This window comes from Phocaeicola massiliensis B84634 = Timone 84634 = DSM 17679 = JCM 13223, from assembly GCF_000382445.1.
Taxonomy (GTDB): Bacteria; Bacteroidota; Bacteroidia; order Bacteroidales; family Bacteroidaceae; genus Phocaeicola; species Phocaeicola massiliensis.
Window position 1 is genome coordinate 2,830,987 of sequence record NZ_KB905472.1, and the last position, 20,004, is coordinate 2,850,990.

The window sequence follows — 20,004 nt, forward strand, 5'->3', positions numbered from 1 at the left end:
TTTACTTTTGAACAGGTTCGTTCAGCAAATCCATAAATGCCATGGTGCGTGCTTCCATCTGGCTCACCACCTTATCTACACGAGTCACCAGATAATTATAGGCAAACATAGCTGCAATACCCACTATCAAACCACCCACCGTAGTAATCATAGCTTCATAAATACCTCCCGAAAGCAGAGTGATATCGATATTATTTCCGGCATTTGCCATTTCCCAAAAAGCCTGCACCATACCGGTAACAGTTCCCAAGAAACCAATCATAGGTGCACCGCCGGAAATGGTTGCAACAATAGGCAATCCGTTTTCCAGTTTGGCAACTTCAATATTACCTGTATTTTCAATAGCAGCCTGCACATCGGCCACAGGACGCCCCATACGGGTAATTCCCTTTTCAATCATACGTGCCGAAGGCGTATTGGTTATGCGACAATAGTTAATGGCCGACTTTATTTCGCCGGTGCGGATATAGTCACGGATACGCTCCATAAACATGGGATCGTCTTTGCCGGCTTTGCGGATAACCGCCAGTCGTTCAAAGAAAATATAGAAACACACCACAGACAGTACAGCCAGTACAGCCATAATCCATCCGCCTTTCAGCGCCATGTCCCAAAGGTTCATCTGCGCCTCTCCCGAAACAGGCGTCAAAACAGGATTACCCCCTGCCAGGGTATCCCCAATGGCTGTTTGCGCAGCCAGTAAAGTCAAGTTCATCATTAACGGAGACAATTTTTATATTCTTCAATTGTTTGTTTCAGCCCCAGATAAAGAGCATCGCTTATCAAAGCATGACCGATGGAAACTTCGTCCAGCCAAGGAATATTGTCATGCATATATTTCAAGTTCACCAAGCTCAAGTCATGTCCGGCATTCAAGCCCATCCCCAAACTGCGGGTCACTTTGGCAGCCTCTACAAAAGGAGCGACAGCCGCTTCGGGATTCCGAGGATAAAGAGTCGCGTAGGGTTCGGTATAGAGCTCCACACGATCGGCCCCGGCTTTAGCCGCATATTCTATCATTTCACGCTCCGTATTCACAAAAATAGAAGTACGGATTCCTGCGTGACCGAATGTATCCATCAGTTCCGTCAAAAAAGACAGATTCGCTTTGGTATCCCATCCCGCATTGGAAGTAATCTGGTCGGGAGCATCCGGTACAAGAGTTACCTGATGCGGTTTCACCTTCAACACCAAATCAATAAACTCGGGACTGGGATAGCCCTCAATATTAAACTCAGTGGTAAGCAAAGGACGCAGTGCATACACATCGCTACGACGGATATGGCGTTCATCGGGACGAGGATGAACAGTAATGCCTTCAGCACCAAACGCCTCACAATCTAAAGCAACTTTTATCACGTCCGGGTTATTCCCGCCACGAGCATTACGCAAGGTAGCTACCTTGTTTATATTTACACTTAACTTTGTCATCTTAGCAATATATTATTATCTTTGCAGTTCTGATGTGCAAAGTTAGCAGGTTTTATCAAAACCTAATCCATTTTGCCAAACAAAAGATTTATAAAATTAACTAATGAATATGCGTCCCATGAAATTCGCCATTTTTGGAAACACCTATCAGGCCAAGAAATCCACACACGTAGAGCGTTTGCTTTCTATCCTGGACAGGCACCGCGCCGAAGTTTATATCTGCCGGGAGTTCTATCAGTTCCTAACGGACGACTTGAAATTGCAAATTCGTCAAGCCGGTGTTTTCGAGGGAAATGATTTTGAAGCCGATATGGTGCTAAGCATCGGTGGCGATGGTACTTTTCTGAAAGCAGCCAGCCGGGTGGGATCGCGTAATATCCCCATATTAGGCATTAATACCGGACGTTTGGGCTTCTTGGCTGATGTTTCGCCCGAAGAAATGGAAGATACTTTCAATGATATTTACAGTAATAATTACCGGATAGAAGACCGCAGTGTACTCCAAGTATCCTGTAAAGAACAAGAGCTGAAAGGATATCCTTTCGGTCTGAACGAAATCGCTGTATTAAAACGCGACAGCTCGTCCATGATTTCCATTCATACAGCCATCAATGGTGCCTATCTCACCACTTATCAGGCGGATGGCCTTGTCATTGCCACTCCTACCGGTTCGACCGCATATTCACTAAGCATCGGCGGTCCGGTTATTGTTCCGCATAGCAACACCATCGCCATCACCCCGGTTGCGCCTCACAGTCTGAATGTACGTCCTATTGTAATTAACGATGACTGGGAAATAACACTTGACGTAGAAAGCCGCAGCCACAATTTCCTGATTGCCATCGACGGACGGAGTGAAACCTGTCGTGAAGGCAGCAAACTCACAATCCGTAAAGCTGATTATAAAATAAAGGTAGTAAAACGACAAAACCATATCTTCTTTAATACCCTGCGCAACAAAATGATGTGGGGAGCCGATGGCAGAGGATAATGAAATCAATCTGATATGGAATCTCCTTTAAGAGGAGTAGAAAACATTTAATCAAGTGAGGGAACGCATTAAACAGACTATATATGCATAATAATTCCGCCCACATCAGGTTTTGAATATGTGTATCCCAATGAAAATTATAAAAAATAGGGCACATAGATAGCTTCTTCTTTTATTGGCATGTCTCGGGCATGAGTTGCCTCATACCGAATACAAATTCACCCATTTCCGTTGACTTTTGTTGGAACCGGTTTATAATGAATTACTTATATCTGAAATAAATTATTCCAACAAGACTTAGAAAACATTTCTAACCTAAGTCATCTAGCTTTGCAAAAACATTAATACCAATCAACGACAAGAGAAAAGAGTCAAGTTTTCCATTGTAAATCAAGGTACAAGTATATTGGACACAAGTTTTTTTTTATATAATTACCATCTTCTCCTAAAAGCCTTTCAGAAGTGTCAGCCCCAGGAAGACCCTTCCCGTTTCACTCACTAGCATTCATATACAAAGACAACCGAAACAAGCACTTGCCGCCCCATATCCCCCCAAAAACAGCAATTAATCAAAAAAATCCGGTAAAATAATAGTTTATATTATCAGAATAATGTATTTTTGTACCGTCGAATTAATCATTTCACAATGGTGATGAAATTTTATCACCAGTATGATATAAAATACGCACTTGAGTGATATAGTTTGCTCACTAGTGTGAAATGGTTTACTTAAAAGGAAGAGAACAGAAACGCTTCCGCATGACAATGAATTATATAACCGAATAAAAAAACAAGGAACGCGAATGGCTGTCAAATTTGAATTTTACGAGTCACCCAATACGATAGGTACACGCAAGAAGCGGTATCACGCCCGTGTAGTGAACAGGGAGCGAATCAGCACCGACCACTTGGCACAGGAGATACACCATAGCTCTTCGCTCACCGTGGCAGACATCAAGGCAACCATTATCGCGCTCAGCGAGAAATTGGCCTATCATTTGAAGGACGGAGCACGAGTACACATTGAGGGGATAGGCTATTTCCATATATCCTTGACCTGTCCCGAGACACCGACTCCACACTCCACACGCGCCAACAATGTAAAATTCAAGTCGGTAACATTCCGTGCGGACAAATATCTGAAGAAACAACTGGCGGATGTGAAGACGGAACGCTCAAAGTACAAGCCACATTCCATTCCGGTGACGAACGAGGAGATAGACAAAGGACTGACAGAATACTTCCTGACACACAGCGTGCTGACACGCCGTGATTTCGAACAGTTGTTCACGCTGACACGCGCCACAGCCGGACGCTACATTACCCGACTGGCAAAGGAGAAAAAACTGTGTAACATATCTATTCCGCACAATCCTATTTATGAACCGATGCCGGGATTCTACGGAAAAGAGAAACTACCCGAACCGGAACAGGAAACGGATACTACAACAGAATGAAAACACACTGAAAATATTTATAAAAGCAAATTCTACAAACAATTTCAGACTTATGATAAAAAGCTGAAACTTCTACATCAGACTGAAGGGTTTCCGGGAGGAAATCCTTCAGCCGTTTTCTCTATCTACGGGCATTTATGTGCAGAGGCATTCTCACTTTTGCCCCGCTACCTGCACCCTGCTCCGGCCATTGCCGGTTTTCACTATCTGTATCTGTGCCGATATCCGTTCCGTCATTTCCGCCACGTGTGAAATCACCCCGATTTTACGTCCCTGCATCTGCAAACGCTCAAGCGCATCCATCGCTATGCGGAATGTCTCAGGATCAAGGGAACCGAAACCTTCATCTATAAACAACGACTCCACATTCATCCGGTTGGAAGAAAGTGAAGACAGGCCGAGCGCCAATGCCAGCGACACCAAAAAAGACTCACCGCCCGAAAGGGAATGGACAGTGCGCACCTCTCCCATCATGTCGAGATCAACAATTTGCAAAGCAAGCGTATCCGAGATACGTTGTAACTCATAACGCGGGGCAAGATCCTGTAAATGCTTGTTGGCATAAAGCAAAAGTACATCCAATGTATATCCCTGAGCTATTTCTTTAAACTTCACCCCACTCTGCGACCCGAAGAGTTCATTCAGTTTTGACCAGTTCTCATAATTCAATTGCTTTTCGTCCAACTCTTTCCGAATGCCTGCCAATGCCTGCCTGTTTTTTTCCTGCCCATCCAGCATCAGCCCGATTTGAGTCAAACGTGTGGTTTGCTGTTCTTTTGATGACTGACAAGCAGACAGTTTAAACAACAAAGACTCTTCAGTTTCTCCTTCCGACGGTTTATGCGAACCTTCTCCGTGTTTAGCCAACAATTGACAACGTTCCGCCAGCACAGCCTGCACGGTAGTGAATCGCTCTTTCAACGCAGTCAGCTCTTTCTTCTCACGATTAATCCAGACAATATCTTTCGACAACAACTCTTCCAGCTCGGCACGAGTCGTAATCTCCTCCCGACCGGACAACCATTCGGTTATGCGACAGTTCTCTTCTTGCGACGACACCTCCAGACGTTCCACTTCTTTTTCCAACTGAACAGACTGCCCTTTGTAAGATTCCAACGCACCCGATAAATCCTGATATTGCCTCATGACTATATCCCAATGCTGCTGTAGCTCTTCCTGCCTCCTCCTGTTCTGATTCTCCACCTCGTGAGTGGGACGTCCTTCCAATAGCAACGCACGTTGCGAACGAAGAGCACTCAAATCCGTCTCCAAAGCAATAGTCTTTGACTGTTTATCCTTTATCTGCACAACATGCGTTTCCTGCTCATGCTGCCTGGCATCCAGTTCGGCCTGCTGCCGTGACAATGCCTCCTTCGTATCGGTCTGTTGTTGCAAACGCTCTTTCCATTGCTTGTCAAAGTTCCGTAACGCCCCCTTCAACTGTCCTTTATCCAGCAAATCCTGCCAACCCGGAAGAATAGAAACATGCTCTTTCACTTTAGACAGACATTCCTCGGAACGATGAACGTAATTCTTGACAATGGTATCAAGCGTATTGATTTCCATTGTCCTGTCAGTAAGAGAAACGGTAAGACGTTCTATCTCTTGTGTCACCTTTTCTTTTGCCCGATTCAGCTCTGCCTCCTGCAAGGATTGCACCTCGGTAAGAGTAGCAGCCGGATGATGCAGACTGCCACACACCGGACAAGGCTCTCCTGTCCGCAACTGCGAACGCAGCAATACCACTTCGGCAGGCAGCAGCCGATTCAAACGTTCCGCTTCTTCCTGCATGGCTTTCAACCTTTTTTGCTCCATCTCCTGCAAAGCTGAAACTTCCTTCAGCATTTTCCGGTTCGATACAATCTGAGTCTCAGCCGTCTCCCGGTCGGCAAGAAGAGTAAGCACCAATGAGACAGCCGGTATCAAATCCGCATAAACCATGTAGTGCCCAAACCAATCCTCTATCTCCTTCCAAGTCACCTGAAGCAGCTTTATCTGTTGGCGCAATCCGGCCAGTTCTCTTTCCAGTTTTTCTTTCCGGCTGAGTTCCTTCTTTTCTTCCGCCTGTGCGTCCAACCATTGTTTTTGCTTCTCGGTTATCTGCACATCCAGCTCTTTCGCTTTATTCAGTTGGGGAGTCAGTTCGGCAAGATATTCCTGCCAAGCCGTTTGTGCCTTCTTTGCAGCTTCCAGTTCCTGTTGTGTTTTAGAGAAAAGTACAGCAGTTTGCCTGACTTGTTCCTGACGTTCCGCCAGCATTTTCCTGTTTGCATTCAGTTGTCTCGAAGTAGCGACTGCCTGCATAAAGACATCACGGATTTCCTGCGCCTGTTCCACACGTGCCAATAATGCATAACGTGCAGCAGACTTCTCCATCTCAATCCGTATTTCCTTCAACTCATTCTCAGCCTGCTCTTTGTTACGAGTGAGCGAACGTTCCTCTTCCACCCACTTCAAACAGGCGGAGAGTTTATCTTCCTCGCTCTTCAAAGCGGCAAGAGAGCCGGAAAGCAGAAGCTTCTCTCCATCCAATGCAGCCAATGCATCATCAGACAACAGCTCTATTCCTTTCATACGCTCCTGCAAAAGCCGAAACTCCATATCCGCACTCTTGGTCTTGGCATAAATGGACGAAGAAACACGAGAATAAATCTCTGTCCCCGTCAACTTTTCCAAAATCTCGGCTTTATCCGCCTGTTTAGCTTTCAGAAAAACAGCAAAGTCACCCTGCGCCAACAAAACAGACCGATTGAATTGTTCGAAAGACAGACCGATGAGCTTGGATACTTTAGCAAGAAGTTCCTTCCTCGTGCCCTGCTCTTCAGTATTTTTGGAAAGATTCATCAAGCGAAAACCGACACTGCGCAAGATACCCGAAGGCTTTCCTCCGGCACGACAGGCTGTCCAAGTAGAACGATATGTCTCTCCTGTCAAAGCTATGAAGTCCACTTCGGCATATCCCTCGGCTGTTCCTCGACGCAAAACAGAACGACTGTCACTTTGAGCAATCGTCTTATTGCGGACATCGGCCAGTTCCACTTTCGATTCTCTTGCTTTGGTCATACGCGGAGTAGAATCGAACAGCGCAAGACACAAAGCATCCAGCAAAGTAGACTTACCGGAACCGGTACTGCCTGTAATGGCAAAGATGCCGGCATTTTTCAACGGTTCGACTGTAAAATCGACCTCAAACTCTCCTGCCAAAGAAGCAAGATTCTTTCCGCGTATTGCTAATATCTTCATAATGAACTGTTGTCTTAATTACTCTTTACCGGCCTCACTGATGACTTCCTGCAATAACTCTTTCATTGCTGCGGGCATCTCCTGCTCGTCATATTTCCTTTTATAATAGTCGAGTGCCACGTCCAGCGGACGAATTCCCCGCAGCTCTTCATAACTTACCGCCCGGAGACCACTCTCCTTTTGGACAGGCATTACCGCCACCACACGCGCCAACCTCACCGATTTACCCTGCAGAGCCGATTCTATTTTGTATTTATAAGAAGTATCGGGCTCCGTCATCTGTATTTTCACTTCCAGATAAGGCGAACGCGCATTTATTTCCCCATCAGGCAATTCATGAATCGCTTCCAAGACTTCCTCCAACACCGCAGGTCGGTCGGGGATGCTTAATAAGCGGACATAAGGCGGCACATCAATTTGATGTATCTGCGTTTTATCTTCTTCATACTCCACCATCACCACACTGCTTCTGTAACCTTTTTCGGAGAAAGACATAGGAATAGGAGCTCCCGAATAACGTACATTCTCTCGCCCGGACACTCGTTGCGGACGATGAAGATGCCCCAAAGCCGTATAAATAATCTGCGCATCAAAAGCATCGGGCGAAATACCCTCCACACCGCCGATAACGGTACGTTCGGAACGGTCATCATCGGATATTTCCGAGCCTGTCGCCTGCAGATGTCCCATGGCAATAACAGGTTTGCCTTCATCCCTCAGTTCTGCAAAAAGTTGCCGATAGAGAGTCTGAACACCTTGCGCATAGTTTTCGGCAGGCGGATAATCTCCTTGCCGCAAATAAGGAACGGCAAGGCAGAATGCAGCTATATCATTTATATTTATATCCGCTTGCGAACGTCCGGCACCGGGCTTATAAATCGGTATAATGAGATGTGCCAAGTCTATGTCGCCGTCCGCATCCCGCTTCACCACCCCTCTAACGGTGATGTTCATCTCCTCCAGCAACGGGTTCGGCGCTTCCAGGCGGGCTGCCGAATCATGATTGCCGGCAATGATAATAATTTGCAGTGCCGGACACTCGGCTGTCACCCGGCGGAGAAAAGAGTAATACAGCCGTTGAGATTCTGCGGAAGGGTTCGGCCCGTCAAATATATCTCCGGCAACGAGGAGTACATCAATCTTACGTTCTTTGATTTGCCTGCGTAACCAGTCAAGGAAACGAACATGCTCATCATAACGGCTGTATTCATAAAAAGTCTGACCTAAATGCCAGTCAGCGGTATGTAGGATTTTCATTCAATATAAAAACTAATTTAATAACTGAAATTCCCGGTTTTCACATAGACTTTATAATCTTTAATCATACCCGGAGCTCCCTGTTCTGCACGCGGAAGAATACGGAAGCCGGTTACCTTATATTCCTTGCCCAAGTCAATCACCACCTGATGAGGATAAGCCACATTATCTACCGTTTGCCAGAAAGTACTTTCCTGCAAATCATAAATTTTATCGGCTGTACGGTTACCGCTACGAGTTTCCTCGCTGTCGGCATATACAATCTTCCAGTTTTCGCGCGGAATCTTCTGCCCCTTTTCATCCAAGACATCAAATTCAGCTACTGCCGCTACATTTGTTCCGTCGAAAGAAGACAAACCTTCCAGACAGAAATAACGTCCTTGAGCAGCGGGTATTTTTACCTCTTGCCAACCGTTACCTTGATTAAAGCTGCCGGAAGCTACAGGTGTCTCATTCGTCAATTTCAGGTTTTGTCCTTCTTTCCGATGAGTCTCGGGAACCGTTACCCGAAGCATATCCAAAATCGGTTTATCCAAACCGGTAACCGTTGCCTCCCGTGGTCCTTTCAAATCAAGAACAATAATCTCATTCACTCCCTTCTTAAGCCAGCATCCCGGCATATAGAGTGTCTGTTGGGGACCGATTTCCCAAAAACGTCCCATCGCATGACCGTTTACCCATACCATACCTTTTCCCCACGATTCCATATTGAAGAAAGTATCCGCCACCTTGTCCAAGGTAAAGGTAGCACGGTAATAGGCAGGCACAGACTCGTCGTTTTTCTCTATCCCGCAGAAAGCAGAAGAATTCATATCCTGATAATTCTTGTCAGCCACAAAGTCATAGTTTACCGGGAAGTTATAGACAGCCCAGTTCTTCAGTGCTTCTATATCTTTGCCATTGACGAGTTCCACCTTTTCGGTAATACCCTTACGGTCGTGGATAGACTTATCGAAATTCACACGTCCCATCGCTTCTACCAGCAGGTCAAGCTGTGTGCCTGCTTTCAGAGCGGGCAGAACCACTTCCTGCTCACCGGCACGGCGGTCGAGACGCGCCAGCAATTTACCGTCGGCAAAGACTTGTGTCCAGTCATGCTGTTCCGTAATTCTCAATATTGTTCCCGCTTTTACTTCCTCCGGCAGGCTAGTGCGGTAAAGAATGGTTCCCCAGCCCTGATCGAATTTCTCCATCGGTTTGATATCTTCGGTCTGTTTCGGTGTCGGGAGATTGTTGATTAACGGAGCAATCTGTGTAAACTTGATGGCAGGTACCTCCATAACAGGAAGTGCTTGAGGCACATCGGGCAGTTTTTCACCCTCTTGCAAATAATTCTTCAGCATATCGCGAAGAGCAAAGTATTTGTCGGTCGTCCAACCTGCTTCACTGATGGGAGCATCATAGTCATAGCTGCTGCACATGGCCGAATATGCCGGATTATTGGCACCACCCCACCAGCCGAAAGTAGTACCGCCATGAGTCATATACAAACTGAACGAAATACCCTTATCAAGCATTTCTTTCAAACCTTCCACCATCACTTCTCCGGGACGGGTCTCATGCTTGCGTCCCCAATGGTCGAACCATCCACTCCAAAACTCACTGCACATCAACGGAGTTTCGGGACGCACTTCACGCAACTTGGCAAATTGTTTGTCGATGTCGGCTCCGGTTCCGAAGTTGACAGTCCAAATCAGGTCATCAAGGCCATTATTGAGAAAATTAGAACTCCAATCGCATTGGAAAAGAGGGACTTCAGTGAATCCGGCCGCACGGACTGTATCGCGGATAGCAGATACATAAGGTTTATCTGTTGCATAAGAGCCGTATTCGTTTTCCACCTGTACCATGATAATATTTCCGCCCCGAGTGATTTGCAAGTCTTCCAACTGCTTGCCCACTTCATGCATAAACATACCGACACGTTCCATATAATACGGATCGAGAGTGCGCAACTCCACACTGTCGTTCTTCAACAACCACCAGGGAAGACCGCCCATTTCCCATTCGGCACACACATACGGACCGGGGCGGACGATGACATACATACCATGCTTCTGCGCCAACTTACAAAAAGCAGCAATATCTTTATTACCCGTAAAATCATAATTCCCGGGTGTCTCTTCATGCAAGTTCCAAAAGACATAAAGACAAAGTGTATTCATGCCCAATGCCTTACACATTTCAATGCGGTGCTCCCAATATTCACGCGGAATACGCGGATAATGAACCTCGGCAGCCTTAACAATAAAAGGTTTGCCGTTCAACAGGAAAGTATTCTTTCCGGCTTCAAATGTGCCGGGGTTATTGCCGGCACATCCTGCCAACAGGAGCATCGCCAATAACAAAGTCAGTAATTTCTTCATATAACAATTATTCTTTTTAATGTTTTTTCCACTCTCATCATGACAAAGAACCGGATTCGGTCAAATAGAAAACTCTTTCAATCCAATGTCCAACTGTCCTTCCATTCCACCACCGGTACACCATCCTTAAACTGAATAGGCAACCAAATATATCGGGCATCACTCGGATGTTCGGGACGCCAAATGTCTCCCATAAAGATAAAGCAATCCTTTCGTCCCTCGACTTTCAGAATATACGTGCTTTGGCCACCGAAAGTAATCTCCCTGTTCGGTCCCACACAGGGATTGGGATGCTGTGTCCACGGTCCCCAAATGGATGGAGCAGAGAACATTCGCGCTTCATTGGGCGCCCAGCCGGTGCAACCGGAAGTTATCATCCAGTACATACCGTCCTTTTTAAAGATAGCAGGAGCCTCATTCTGTCCGGCAGGCGCCACACGCACATATTTTCCGGTATGCGAAAGGTAGTCGTCACTCAACTCGGCAATGTGCAGTGTCAGATTTTCTTCTGAAGCAAAAATATGATAAGCCTTACCATCATCATCCACATACACTGTCATATCTCTTGCCATCTGTCCACCTTCGAAATCGCGTTTCAAGATAAGTCCCTTGCCAACGGCGTCCACCCACTGCGGAGTCCACCATTTGGCATAGTGCAAAGCATTCAGCGTATCCATTGTTGCCTGTGCCTGTTCATCCATATCAAAGGGAAGTTTTCCGGCATTGACACGACCGGAACGGATAAAGCGATAAGGTCCTGTAGGAGTGTCACTCACTGCCACACCCGAACGTGCCGCTTCATAGCCCTTACCTTTCAGTTCAAGATGAAACCACATCACAAACTTCCCGGTCTTTGCATTATATACCACTTTAGGTCGTTCGAGGATACAGCCGCGTGTAATGTCACTGCTGTCATTGTCTTCTACCGCAAGTGCCACACCTTCATTTTTCCAATCGGTAAGATTCTGCGATGAGTAACACATTACTCCTACCATGGCACTGCTGGTAGTATCGCATTTATTCTCGCCGAACCAATAGTAAGTACCGTCATGATACATCACTCCGCCGCCATGGGCATTGATATGTTCCCCATTATTATCAGGCCACAATTCTCCCGAACGGATGGGAGACGGCTGTGTATTACAACCGCACAGTAAAATGAATCCCAGAAGGATAACAGTCGAAAGAATCTTATTCATGCTATTCATAGTAGATATGTTTTTTATTTACGGATACAAATATAATGAGTTTTACGGAGAACGAAAGACTAATATCCGGTCGTTAAAGAATAAAAATCGGTCATTTTACAATTCAGCCGCCCCGGAACGCTATCCGAGACGGCTTAATCAGTTTTTCTCATCAACAAAAAATTTTTATTATACAAATTGCTGTCTTTACAGCTAAGCATCAGTATAACACTTACGTATCTTGTTTATAATCTTAAAATTATATCCTATCAAGATGGGATAAAGATAGAAAAAAGCAGCCATATAAACAAGAAATATCATTGAAAAGAACTGAAAAATTTACTTTCCGGGAATTAAGCCAATAAGTAAAGTCCCGGCGACCAACCCATCGACAGCCGGAAAAAAGAAAAGCAACCGTTACGGAAGAGCAACAGATACTTCACGTCCCCAATCCTCAAACTCTCCTTTCTCCCGATTATATGAAGCGGCGATGAGAAGCTCTACCACCCGACCATAATTTTTCTTTCCTTCCGAGACACGGTTCCCTTTCAGGAAAAGATTATAAGCAAAATCCTGCATTCCGCCAAGTAGAGGACTATACTTCTCACTCCAATACTCCTGCTTCACCTCATAATCCTGCCATATTTCCGGACGGACTGTTTTTCCCCACTCCTGAAATCTGTCATCGGATAATAACTTCCTGGCACTGACCGCCACATAGGGCAACAGGCTGAAGTATCCGCTGTATCTCATTGCATCGGAGTCCGACTGCATACAGACGAGGAAAGCAAAATAATTTGCCTCTGCCTCACTGCCCACTCCCAGCAAATGAGCAAACTCATGTGCCATCGTAAAGGGATATTGCTCGGGGAGTACGTCTTCATTCACTTGTGCCTCGGCAAAAAACGGTCCCATGGCACCCAATACGCCCACGCTCGAATATAGCGGGGTAAATCCAAAATGCTTGATATGCTGCCACGGTTGCGGACGGGCCAACCCATAACAAGAGGAAAGACCGGCATAGTTTCTCTTGACGATAGTCTCCACCTCCTCTTTTTCTATACCGGTGTCATGCGTAAATGAAGCGTTCAGTCCCTCTGTGTAGACATCCAAAAATTTCATGAATACCTCTTCTTCATATTCCACAGGTCTCAAATTACAACGTGCATAAAGACTCGGACGGAAGTAATTCAATCCCCATGCCATATAAAACCAGATGATTATCCACAATACCAACAAAGTCAAACGTCGGAAAATAACGAGCCACCCCTCTCCACGCCTGCGCGCCATGACCGGAATAAATATCATCAGAGACACCACAACTACAGCCATTATCTCCTCCCAAGAAACAGGAATTACGGACGAAACAGCCGACAAAACAAAGGATACATTCGGATAGACATAATCGGCATATCCGCGTGCGCAACCGGGAAGGAAGCGGCAGAGCATGATATAAATTAATAATGCAACCGGAAGGATAATACCCCAACAACGCAAAATACGTTCTTTTCTCATGGATGTAAAGCTAATCATTTTCCACAACCCCCAAACAGGCATTTACCGTAAACGAAAAGTTCTCGTTTCACATCAAGTTATTGTAAAGCAAAGCATTAACCCACTGATATGTGTGAAACATGGTTTTCTGCTTCCTGCTATTGGACAGACACATGAGTTTGCTCAACAGTAGCAGCCAAAGCATGATAAATCTGTTTGGTCAAATTCTACTCTTCTTTCGTTAAAATACGTTCCAACTCCTCAGCAGTAAGTCGGAGATGGAATTGTCCCTTATAAGCTACCGAAATGCCTCCGGTCTCTTCGGATACGATTATGGCCAGCGCATCCGTCTCCTGCGACACCCCCATGGCTGCACGATGCCGTAATCCCAACTCTTTAGGAATATTCAAATCATGAGACACCGGAAGAATACAACCGGCCGCCTCAATGCGTTTGTGACGTATAATCATTGCCCCATCGTGCAACGGACTGTTCTTGAAAAATATATTTTCAATCAACCTTTGATTGACATTGGCATTAATAATCTCACCCGTACGGATAATATCATTCAGCGGCATACTCTTTTCGATGACAATCAACGCCCCTACCTTGCCTTTACTCATGCTCATACAGGCAAGTACTATCGGCATAATGTCCGCCTTCTCGGTCTTCTCCTGCTTATTTCCCGTCAGAAAGCGGAAAAAACTGCCCAAACGCTTATGCGAACCCAGCGTAACAAGAAAACGGCGCAACTCATCCTGAAATAAAATAATCAGAGCCAGCACACCTACGCTTACCAACTTATCAAAGATAGAGCCCAAAAGCTTCATCTCAAGAACTTGTGACACAATCAGCCAAATGCCGATGAAAACCAGAATCCCCGTAAAAATGTTGATTGAACCCGAATCCTTCATCAGCCGATAAGTCTGATATAGCAAGTAAGCTACCAGCAGGATATCAATAAGGTCTTTTATACTAAAGTCGATAAACATCTTTCGCTATATTATTATTCAAGATTATACTATTAACAGTCGATAGCACAGGACTTCATCTGTCGCACAATCCGCACAGCTTCCACAGCCTCCTTCACATCGTGTACCCTCAAAATGTCAGCACCCTTCATGAGCGCAATGGTATTGAGTACGGTCGTGCCGTTCAGCGCATTTTCGGGAGTACCGTCCAGAAGTTTGTAAATCATCGACTTGCGCGATATCCCCACCAATACCGGAAGGTCAAAAAGAGCAAAATCTTCCAAACATCCCATGAGCCCGTAGTTGTGTTCCAGTGTCTTACCAAAACCAAAACCGGGATCAAGAATAAGGTCTTTCACACCCAACTCATATAACTGATGTATCTTCCGTGCAAAATACCGGAATATTTCCTTCATCAAATTATCATAATGCGGAGCCTGCTGCATGGTTTGCGGAGTACCCTTCATGTGCATGATAATGTAAGGAACACCCAGCCCGGCCACAGTAGAAAACATCTCGGAATCCATCTCTCCTGCCGAGATATCATTAATGAGGGCTGCGCCATATTCTTCCACACACATCCGTGCTGCATCTGCCCGGAAAGTGTCTACCGAAATGGGAATCGAAGGACACACATCAGTAATCACTTCAAGTCCCATCCGCAGGCGATTCATTTCTTCTTCCAATGAAACATGGTCGGCATTCGGACGAGAGGAGTATGCACCGATATCAATAAAGTCAGCACCCTCATTTACTATTTCCACCACACGTGCAGCAATCTTTTCCACTGTCTGGAGACGGCTTTCACTGTAAAAGGAATCGGGTGTTACATTCAGAATCCCCATTACCCGAGGCTCCGACAGATCCATCAACTGCCCCTTTACATTAATGTATTTACTCTCTTTGTTCATCATCTCTACGAAGTGCTATTTATGTCGTACAAAAGTACGCACAATTCTTGAGTTTTTGTTATTTCCTGAACTATTTTTCAGCTATCTTTGCCGCAACTAATATTAATAGAAGGTATAATGGATATTTCAACTTTATATAAATGCTTTACGGAATGCAGTGGAGTAACCACCGACAGCCGTAACTGTCCTGAAGGCTCCATGTTCATAGCCTTGAAGGGAGAGACATTCAATGGGAACGCCTTCGCTGCACAAGCGCTGGAGAAAGGTTGCCGATATGCGGTAGTGGACGAAGAACAATACGCCGGTGAAAACCCGCATATCCTTTTGGTTGACAACTGCCTGAGAACCTTACAGGAGTTGGCCAACTTCCATCGCCGTACGTTAGATACCCGCATTATAGGCATCACCGGTACCAACGGAAAGACCACCACCAAAGAACTGATAGCCGCCGTACTTCAAAAAAAATACCGGATACTTTATACATTGGGCAATCTGAACAACCACATCGGCGTGCCACTCACACTGCTACGCCTCACTCCCGATGACGAGCTTGCCGTGATAGAAATGGGAGCAAACCATCCGGGTGAAATCAAAACGCTCTCTGCCATCGTTGAGCCCGATTACGGTATTATCACCAATGTGGGCAAGGCACACCTTGAAGGGTTCGGCTCTTTTGAAGGAGTGATAAAAACCAAAGGAGAGTTATACGAGCATTTACGTTACGGAGGTGAACACACCATTTTCATCGATAGGGATAATGAGCATCTTAATAAGATTTCAAAAGGGCTGACCTGTATCACCTACGGCACAGAAGACGAAGCGGAACTCTATGTTAGCGGCAAGGCAGGAATATGTGCCCCATTCCTCACTTTCGAGTGGAGACACGAAGACAGACGACATAAGGTAAGCACCCACCTGATAGGCTCTTATAACCTTAAAAATGCCCTTGCCGCCATCGCCATCGGACGTTTTTTCAATGTATCAGAAGAAGATATTTCAAAAGCACTGGAAGAATATATTCCACACAACAATCGCTCGCAGCTTACCCCAACTGCCGACAATAATCTGATAGTGGATGCCTACAACGCCAACCCTACCAGCATGATGGCGGCATTGGAGAATTTCCGCCGGATGGAAGTGCTGCATAAGATGGTCATTCTAGGCGATATGAAAGAATTGGGAAAGAGTAGTCATGAAGAACATCAAAAAATAGTCAGTTACATAGATGAATGTAAATTTGAGCGCGTAATCTTGGTTGGAGAAGAGTTCGGACAAGCGACCTCCTCTTACGAACATTATCAGGATGCCCGTCAATTATCAGAAGTCCTGAAAAAGTCTAAGCCGAAAGGATTCTATATTCTCATAAAGGGTTCGAACAGCATGAAACTCGCCCCACTGCAAGAGTTGCTTTAAAGTAGTTCATATACTATATCAGGAGGATATACCTAAATAAAAATTATTCACTGTATATGAGACTGTCCAAAATGTTCAGCTAATTTCTTATTTTCTCCTTCCGGACAAAATAAGAAATCTGAATACATTCATTAATATGCTGTTCTTCACTACATTCTGAATGACAGAACAAAAGATAATACAATAATCTTCTTGGACAGTCTCATATAGTAACTTTGAAATTTTTATTCGCATTTCTTCAGTTGAGCATCAAACTCATATAAGGATGCTCCGTTTCAAAAGACTTGGCTGTCAGGCTTTCTATCGTATAAAGATGATATTCTCTTCCTTCCCGATATTCACGATAACAATTACCGTTTTCCACAATATAGTAACCATTATTCTCAGGAATAGCATCATCGTCTTCTATTTGAATGGACAGACTCAGCACCGGGTGTTTCCTTGCAAGTATGGACAGCATCTTTTCCACATGAATCAAACGCGCCATTCCCAACGTGGACGAATCCCCGGAAGAAGGATGAATATACTCGATGACAGCTCCGGGGTATAGGGTTACAGCTGCCGACAACAAGGTATCTTTGACCGCCTCAAAACCTGTCTGTCCGGGAATACCATCTGCCAATAACTCCTTAATATATAAGCTTCCGGCATCCATTACCACAAAAGCCATCCCTGCCATCCGATCCGCCCGGCGTGCCACAAGCACCTTACCCCCTCCCAGTCGTAAGTCCGCCATGATAACCAGAAAATCCTCATAACTATGCAACATACAGCAGGCACGCTCGCGCATACGATTGTCGAAATACTGATACAGTTCGGCTGAAGCCTCATCCTCCTCTTCCACCCTATAAGAACCGGAAGGGATAAGTTTTTCTACGTTTACCCTTTCCATCACATAACCGAATCGCGGAGTATATCCCGACTTTGCATAATAGCCAAACAACCATTTCTCTGCCGGTATAAGAGTGCTGAGCAGAATGCCGTCATCATACATGCGACGATGCGTCAGCCTCAACAATCGCCGCATGGCTCCATGCGACCTGTAATCGGGATGGGTGCACGCACCGGAAACGTAAGAAGTAGCAATCGTCTCCCCGCAAAAAGTCATCGGGTAGGAAATCATTTGTAAAGCAGAAATGATTTTTCCTTCTTCACGCACAGCCATATTGATATCATCCTTATATCTCAGGTCGAAATACAAGTCGGTAAACTCATCACTATCCGTGAAACAGAGTTTCCACAATGCTTTTACTTCATCCTTTGTGGTCATTGAGTTCGGCTATACATTTTTCGAGCAAGATAGTCGGCTGATAAGAAAGCTTCGCCTTACGCAGCCCCTCCAGTCCAAGATCCTCCTCGCGATTGATATACATATACTGTTCACCGATATGATTGGCATACTCATAGTTTATCATGGCATAAGAACCTTCGATATCGGTATTCGCTTTCTCCACACAAGTGTCCCATGTCTGATAGTTGATGGGGGCCCCATATGTAAATGCGGCTATCTTTCCATTCACATGTAACACTCCTCCGGTCAACCCCAACTCTTCCATGTGATGAAGGGCAAAGGTCATGGACCGCCGTTCGGCCCCCAAAGCCATTTGTTCATCGCAATTATTGGCACGACACCATTCTTCTTCCATTTTCAGGCATTCGGGAACAAGCTCGGGAGTCAGAAGCCTGTACTCATAATCGGGATACTGCTTCTTGAACTTGTTAATATGATTACGTTTAGACTGATACTTTTTACCTTTCAAGGCAGCCAGGTCAGTGCGCAGATAAAGATAGTCGAAATAGTCACGATCTTCGGTAAAGGTGAAACGCCCCGGCATCACTGCTTCAAGGTCTGCTTTCATCCCTACACATACCCCCAGCATACGGAACTTTGCCCCCAACGCTTCTGCATCCTCAATCAGTGCCTCCAGCACCGGTTTTACGTCTCCTGTTCCTACCGGCATCATGTAGGCCAGCTCTTCACCGGCATAAAAGCGAAGCAACAGATAACCGTCCAAAACGGCATACTTGGTCTGGTATAAGAATGTCCAACTACAAAGGTTGGCAAACGACAAGTCGCAATTGCGACGTTGGCTGTTAAGTGTAAACGACTGTATCAGCTCTTTATCCGCTAAAGTAATGTCTTTGAATTCTATCATAAAATGTTTGTTTCTTTAATAACAAAGATAGAGGCATTTTTGTTAAATTACACCCAATAATTTAAGGATTGTTGGAGTAAAAACGGCTGTCATTATCCCGTTCAATGTCAATCCCAGACTAGCATAAGCTCCATATTTTCCACTGATTTCCATTGCCGTAGATGTTCCCACTGCATGAGTAGCCGTTCCCATGGACAAACCTTGGGCAATGGGACTTCCTACATGTCCCACACGCAACACCTTAAAGCCGAACACCGCTCCAAATAATCCCACAACCACAACGACAGCCGCCGTCAATGAAGGAATTCCTCCGGTAGCTTTCGACACCTCCATTGCAATAGGAGTAGTAACCGACTTCGGAGCCAACGAACAGATGATATCGGGTGTAGCTCCCAACAGCTTGGCAATGACGACCACAGTCACCAATCCTACCAAACATCCTGCCAACTGCGAAATGATAATTGGCAACAACTGCTTCTTTATCATCTCCAACTGCAAATATAAAGGAACGCCCAATGCCACTACCGCCGGCTTCAGCCAAAATTCGATAAGCTGTCCGCCTTCATTATAAGTTTCATAACTGATGCCTGCAAATTTCAAAAACAGAATAAGCACGGCAATGGTAAGCAATATAGGGTTCAAAATAACCCAGCCTGTCTTCTTCTGAACGATACGTGACAGAAAGAATACTCCGAAAGTAACCGCCAACAAGAAGAACTTATTTTCTAAATATTCCATTTGATTTACGAACTAATTGATGAACCCATCCGGTGACTACAAGCACCAGAACTGTACTGACTAAGGTAGCAATCACAATCGGCCAAAACTGTGCCGCAATCACATCAAAATAAAGCATCAGCGCCACACCGGGTGGCACAAAAAAGAAGCCAAGATTAGCAACTAAAAAGTCGGACAATCCCTGCACCCATTGCAGCTTTATCCAACCCAACTTCAAAAAAAGGGTGAGAAGCAGCATCCCTATGATACTGGAAGGCAACTTAATGCCTGTCAGAAAAACAATCAGTTCACCCAAAGCCAAACATCCGAAAAGGATGGCGCATTGACGTATCATACCTTATGAATTTAATGAAAACTTATTGAAAACTGCGCAAAGTTAAGGAAACATC

General features: G+C 45.3%; 16 protein-coding genes. 3 read left to right on the forward strand and 13 right to left on the reverse strand.

All coding sequences use genetic code 11. The features are described from left to right. Position 1: 1 nt before the first annotated feature. Positions 2-718, reverse strand: a complete 717-nt coding sequence (locus HMPREF1534_RS07265) for a MotA/TolQ/ExbB proton channel family protein (RefSeq protein WP_005941398.1) — start codon at positions 716-718, stop codon at positions 2-4. Continuing rightward, positions 718-1,431, reverse strand: a complete 714-nt coding sequence (locus HMPREF1534_RS07260; protein ID WP_005941402.1) for a pyridoxine 5'-phosphate synthase — start codon at positions 1,429-1,431, stop codon at positions 718-720. Before HMPREF1534_RS07260 ends, HMPREF1534_RS07265 begins: the two co-directional genes overlap by 1 nt. Before the next feature lie 118 nt (positions 1,432-1,549). Between HMPREF1534_RS07260 and HMPREF1534_RS07255 the strand changes: the two genes are divergently transcribed. Then, positions 1,550-2,422, forward strand: coding sequence for an NAD kinase (locus HMPREF1534_RS07255; protein ID WP_026231469.1), 873 nt, complete (start codon positions 1,550-1,552; stop codon positions 2,420-2,422). Positions 2,423-3,225: 803 nt separating this feature from the next. Next, entirely contained in the window at positions 3,226-3,879 is a 654-nt protein-coding gene (locus tag HMPREF1534_RS07250; protein ID WP_005941408.1) for an HU family DNA-binding protein, read from the forward strand. Between the two features lie 153 nt (positions 3,880-4,032). Here HMPREF1534_RS07250 and HMPREF1534_RS07245 read toward each other — a convergent pair whose 3' ends face one another. The 7 genes from HMPREF1534_RS07245 to folP all read right to left on the reverse strand — a co-directional run bounded on the left by HMPREF1534_RS07245 (position 4,033) and on the right by folP (position 15,311). Further along, positions 4,033-7,122 carry an AAA family ATPase gene (locus tag HMPREF1534_RS07245; RefSeq protein WP_005941411.1) on the reverse strand — a complete coding sequence of 1,030 codons (3,090 nt, stop codon included), beginning with the start codon at positions 7,120-7,122 and terminating at the stop codon, positions 4,033-4,035. Between the two features lie 18 nt (positions 7,123-7,140). Next, a complete protein-coding gene (locus HMPREF1534_RS07240) occupies positions 7,141-8,379 on the reverse strand; it encodes an exonuclease SbcCD subunit D (protein WP_005941414.1) in 1,239 nt (412 codons plus the stop codon). 17 nt (positions 8,380-8,396) lie between these two features. Further along, complete coding sequence (locus HMPREF1534_RS07235; RefSeq protein WP_018452315.1) at positions 8,397-10,715, reverse strand: beta-galactosidase; 2,319 nt, start codon at positions 10,713-10,715, stop codon at positions 8,397-8,399. A gap of 107 nt (positions 10,716-10,822) precedes the next feature. Beyond that, positions 10,823-11,953, reverse strand: coding sequence for a glycoside hydrolase family 43 protein (locus HMPREF1534_RS07230; RefSeq protein WP_005941421.1), 1,131 nt, complete (start codon positions 11,951-11,953; stop codon positions 10,823-10,825). Positions 11,954-12,349: 396 nt separating this feature from the next. Beyond that, positions 12,350-13,447 carry a DUF3810 domain-containing protein gene (locus HMPREF1534_RS07225; RefSeq protein ID WP_018452313.1) on the reverse strand — a complete coding sequence of 366 codons (1,098 nt, stop codon included), beginning with the start codon at positions 13,445-13,447 and terminating at the stop codon, positions 12,350-12,352. A 206-nt stretch (positions 13,448-13,653) separates the two neighbouring features. Continuing rightward, positions 13,654-14,418 carry a diadenylate cyclase CdaA gene (cdaA, locus tag HMPREF1534_RS07220; protein ID WP_005941427.1) on the reverse strand — a complete coding sequence of 255 codons (765 nt, stop codon included), beginning with the start codon at positions 14,416-14,418 and terminating at the stop codon, positions 13,654-13,656. Between the two features lie 32 nt (positions 14,419-14,450). Beyond that, entirely contained in the window at positions 14,451-15,311 is an 861-nt protein-coding gene (folP, locus tag HMPREF1534_RS07215) for a dihydropteroate synthase (RefSeq protein WP_005941429.1), read from the reverse strand. A 114-nt stretch (positions 15,312-15,425) separates the two neighbouring features. Between folP and HMPREF1534_RS07210 the strand changes: the two genes are divergently transcribed. Further along, positions 15,426-16,721 (forward strand): UDP-N-acetylmuramoyl-tripeptide--D-alanyl-D-alanine ligase, encoded by a 1,296-nt coding sequence (locus tag HMPREF1534_RS07210; protein WP_005941431.1) that lies wholly within the window; start codon positions 15,426-15,428, stop codon positions 16,719-16,721. 238 nt (positions 16,722-16,959) lie between these two features. On the opposite strand, the gene HMPREF1534_RS07205 is transcribed toward HMPREF1534_RS07210, so the two are convergent. From HMPREF1534_RS07205 to HMPREF1534_RS07190, 4 genes are read right to left on the reverse strand one after another with little or no spacing between them, the layout of a single operon-like run. Beyond that, positions 16,960-17,991 carry a GNAT family N-acetyltransferase gene (locus tag HMPREF1534_RS07205; protein ID WP_005941433.1) on the reverse strand — a complete coding sequence of 344 codons (1,032 nt, stop codon included), beginning with the start codon at positions 17,989-17,991 and terminating at the stop codon, positions 16,960-16,962. Further along, positions 17,975-18,877: a DUF2156 domain-containing protein gene (locus HMPREF1534_RS07200; RefSeq protein WP_005941435.1), complete on the reverse strand. Its 903-nt coding sequence runs from the start codon at positions 18,875-18,877 to the stop codon at positions 17,975-17,977. The genes HMPREF1534_RS07205 and HMPREF1534_RS07200 overlap by 17 nt, the downstream gene beginning before the upstream one ends. 42 nt (positions 18,878-18,919) lie before the next feature. Next, a complete protein-coding gene (locus tag HMPREF1534_RS07195; RefSeq protein WP_005941437.1) occupies positions 18,920-19,615 on the reverse strand; it encodes an LrgB family protein in 696 nt (231 codons plus the stop codon). Continuing rightward, the gene (locus HMPREF1534_RS07190) at positions 19,596-19,949 is read right to left on the reverse strand and encodes a CidA/LrgA family protein (RefSeq protein ID WP_005941439.1); all 354 of its coding nucleotides are present in this window, start codon (positions 19,947-19,949) and stop codon (positions 19,596-19,598) included. Before HMPREF1534_RS07190 ends, HMPREF1534_RS07195 begins: the two co-directional genes overlap by 20 nt. Positions 19,950-20,004: the final 55 nt, after the last annotated feature.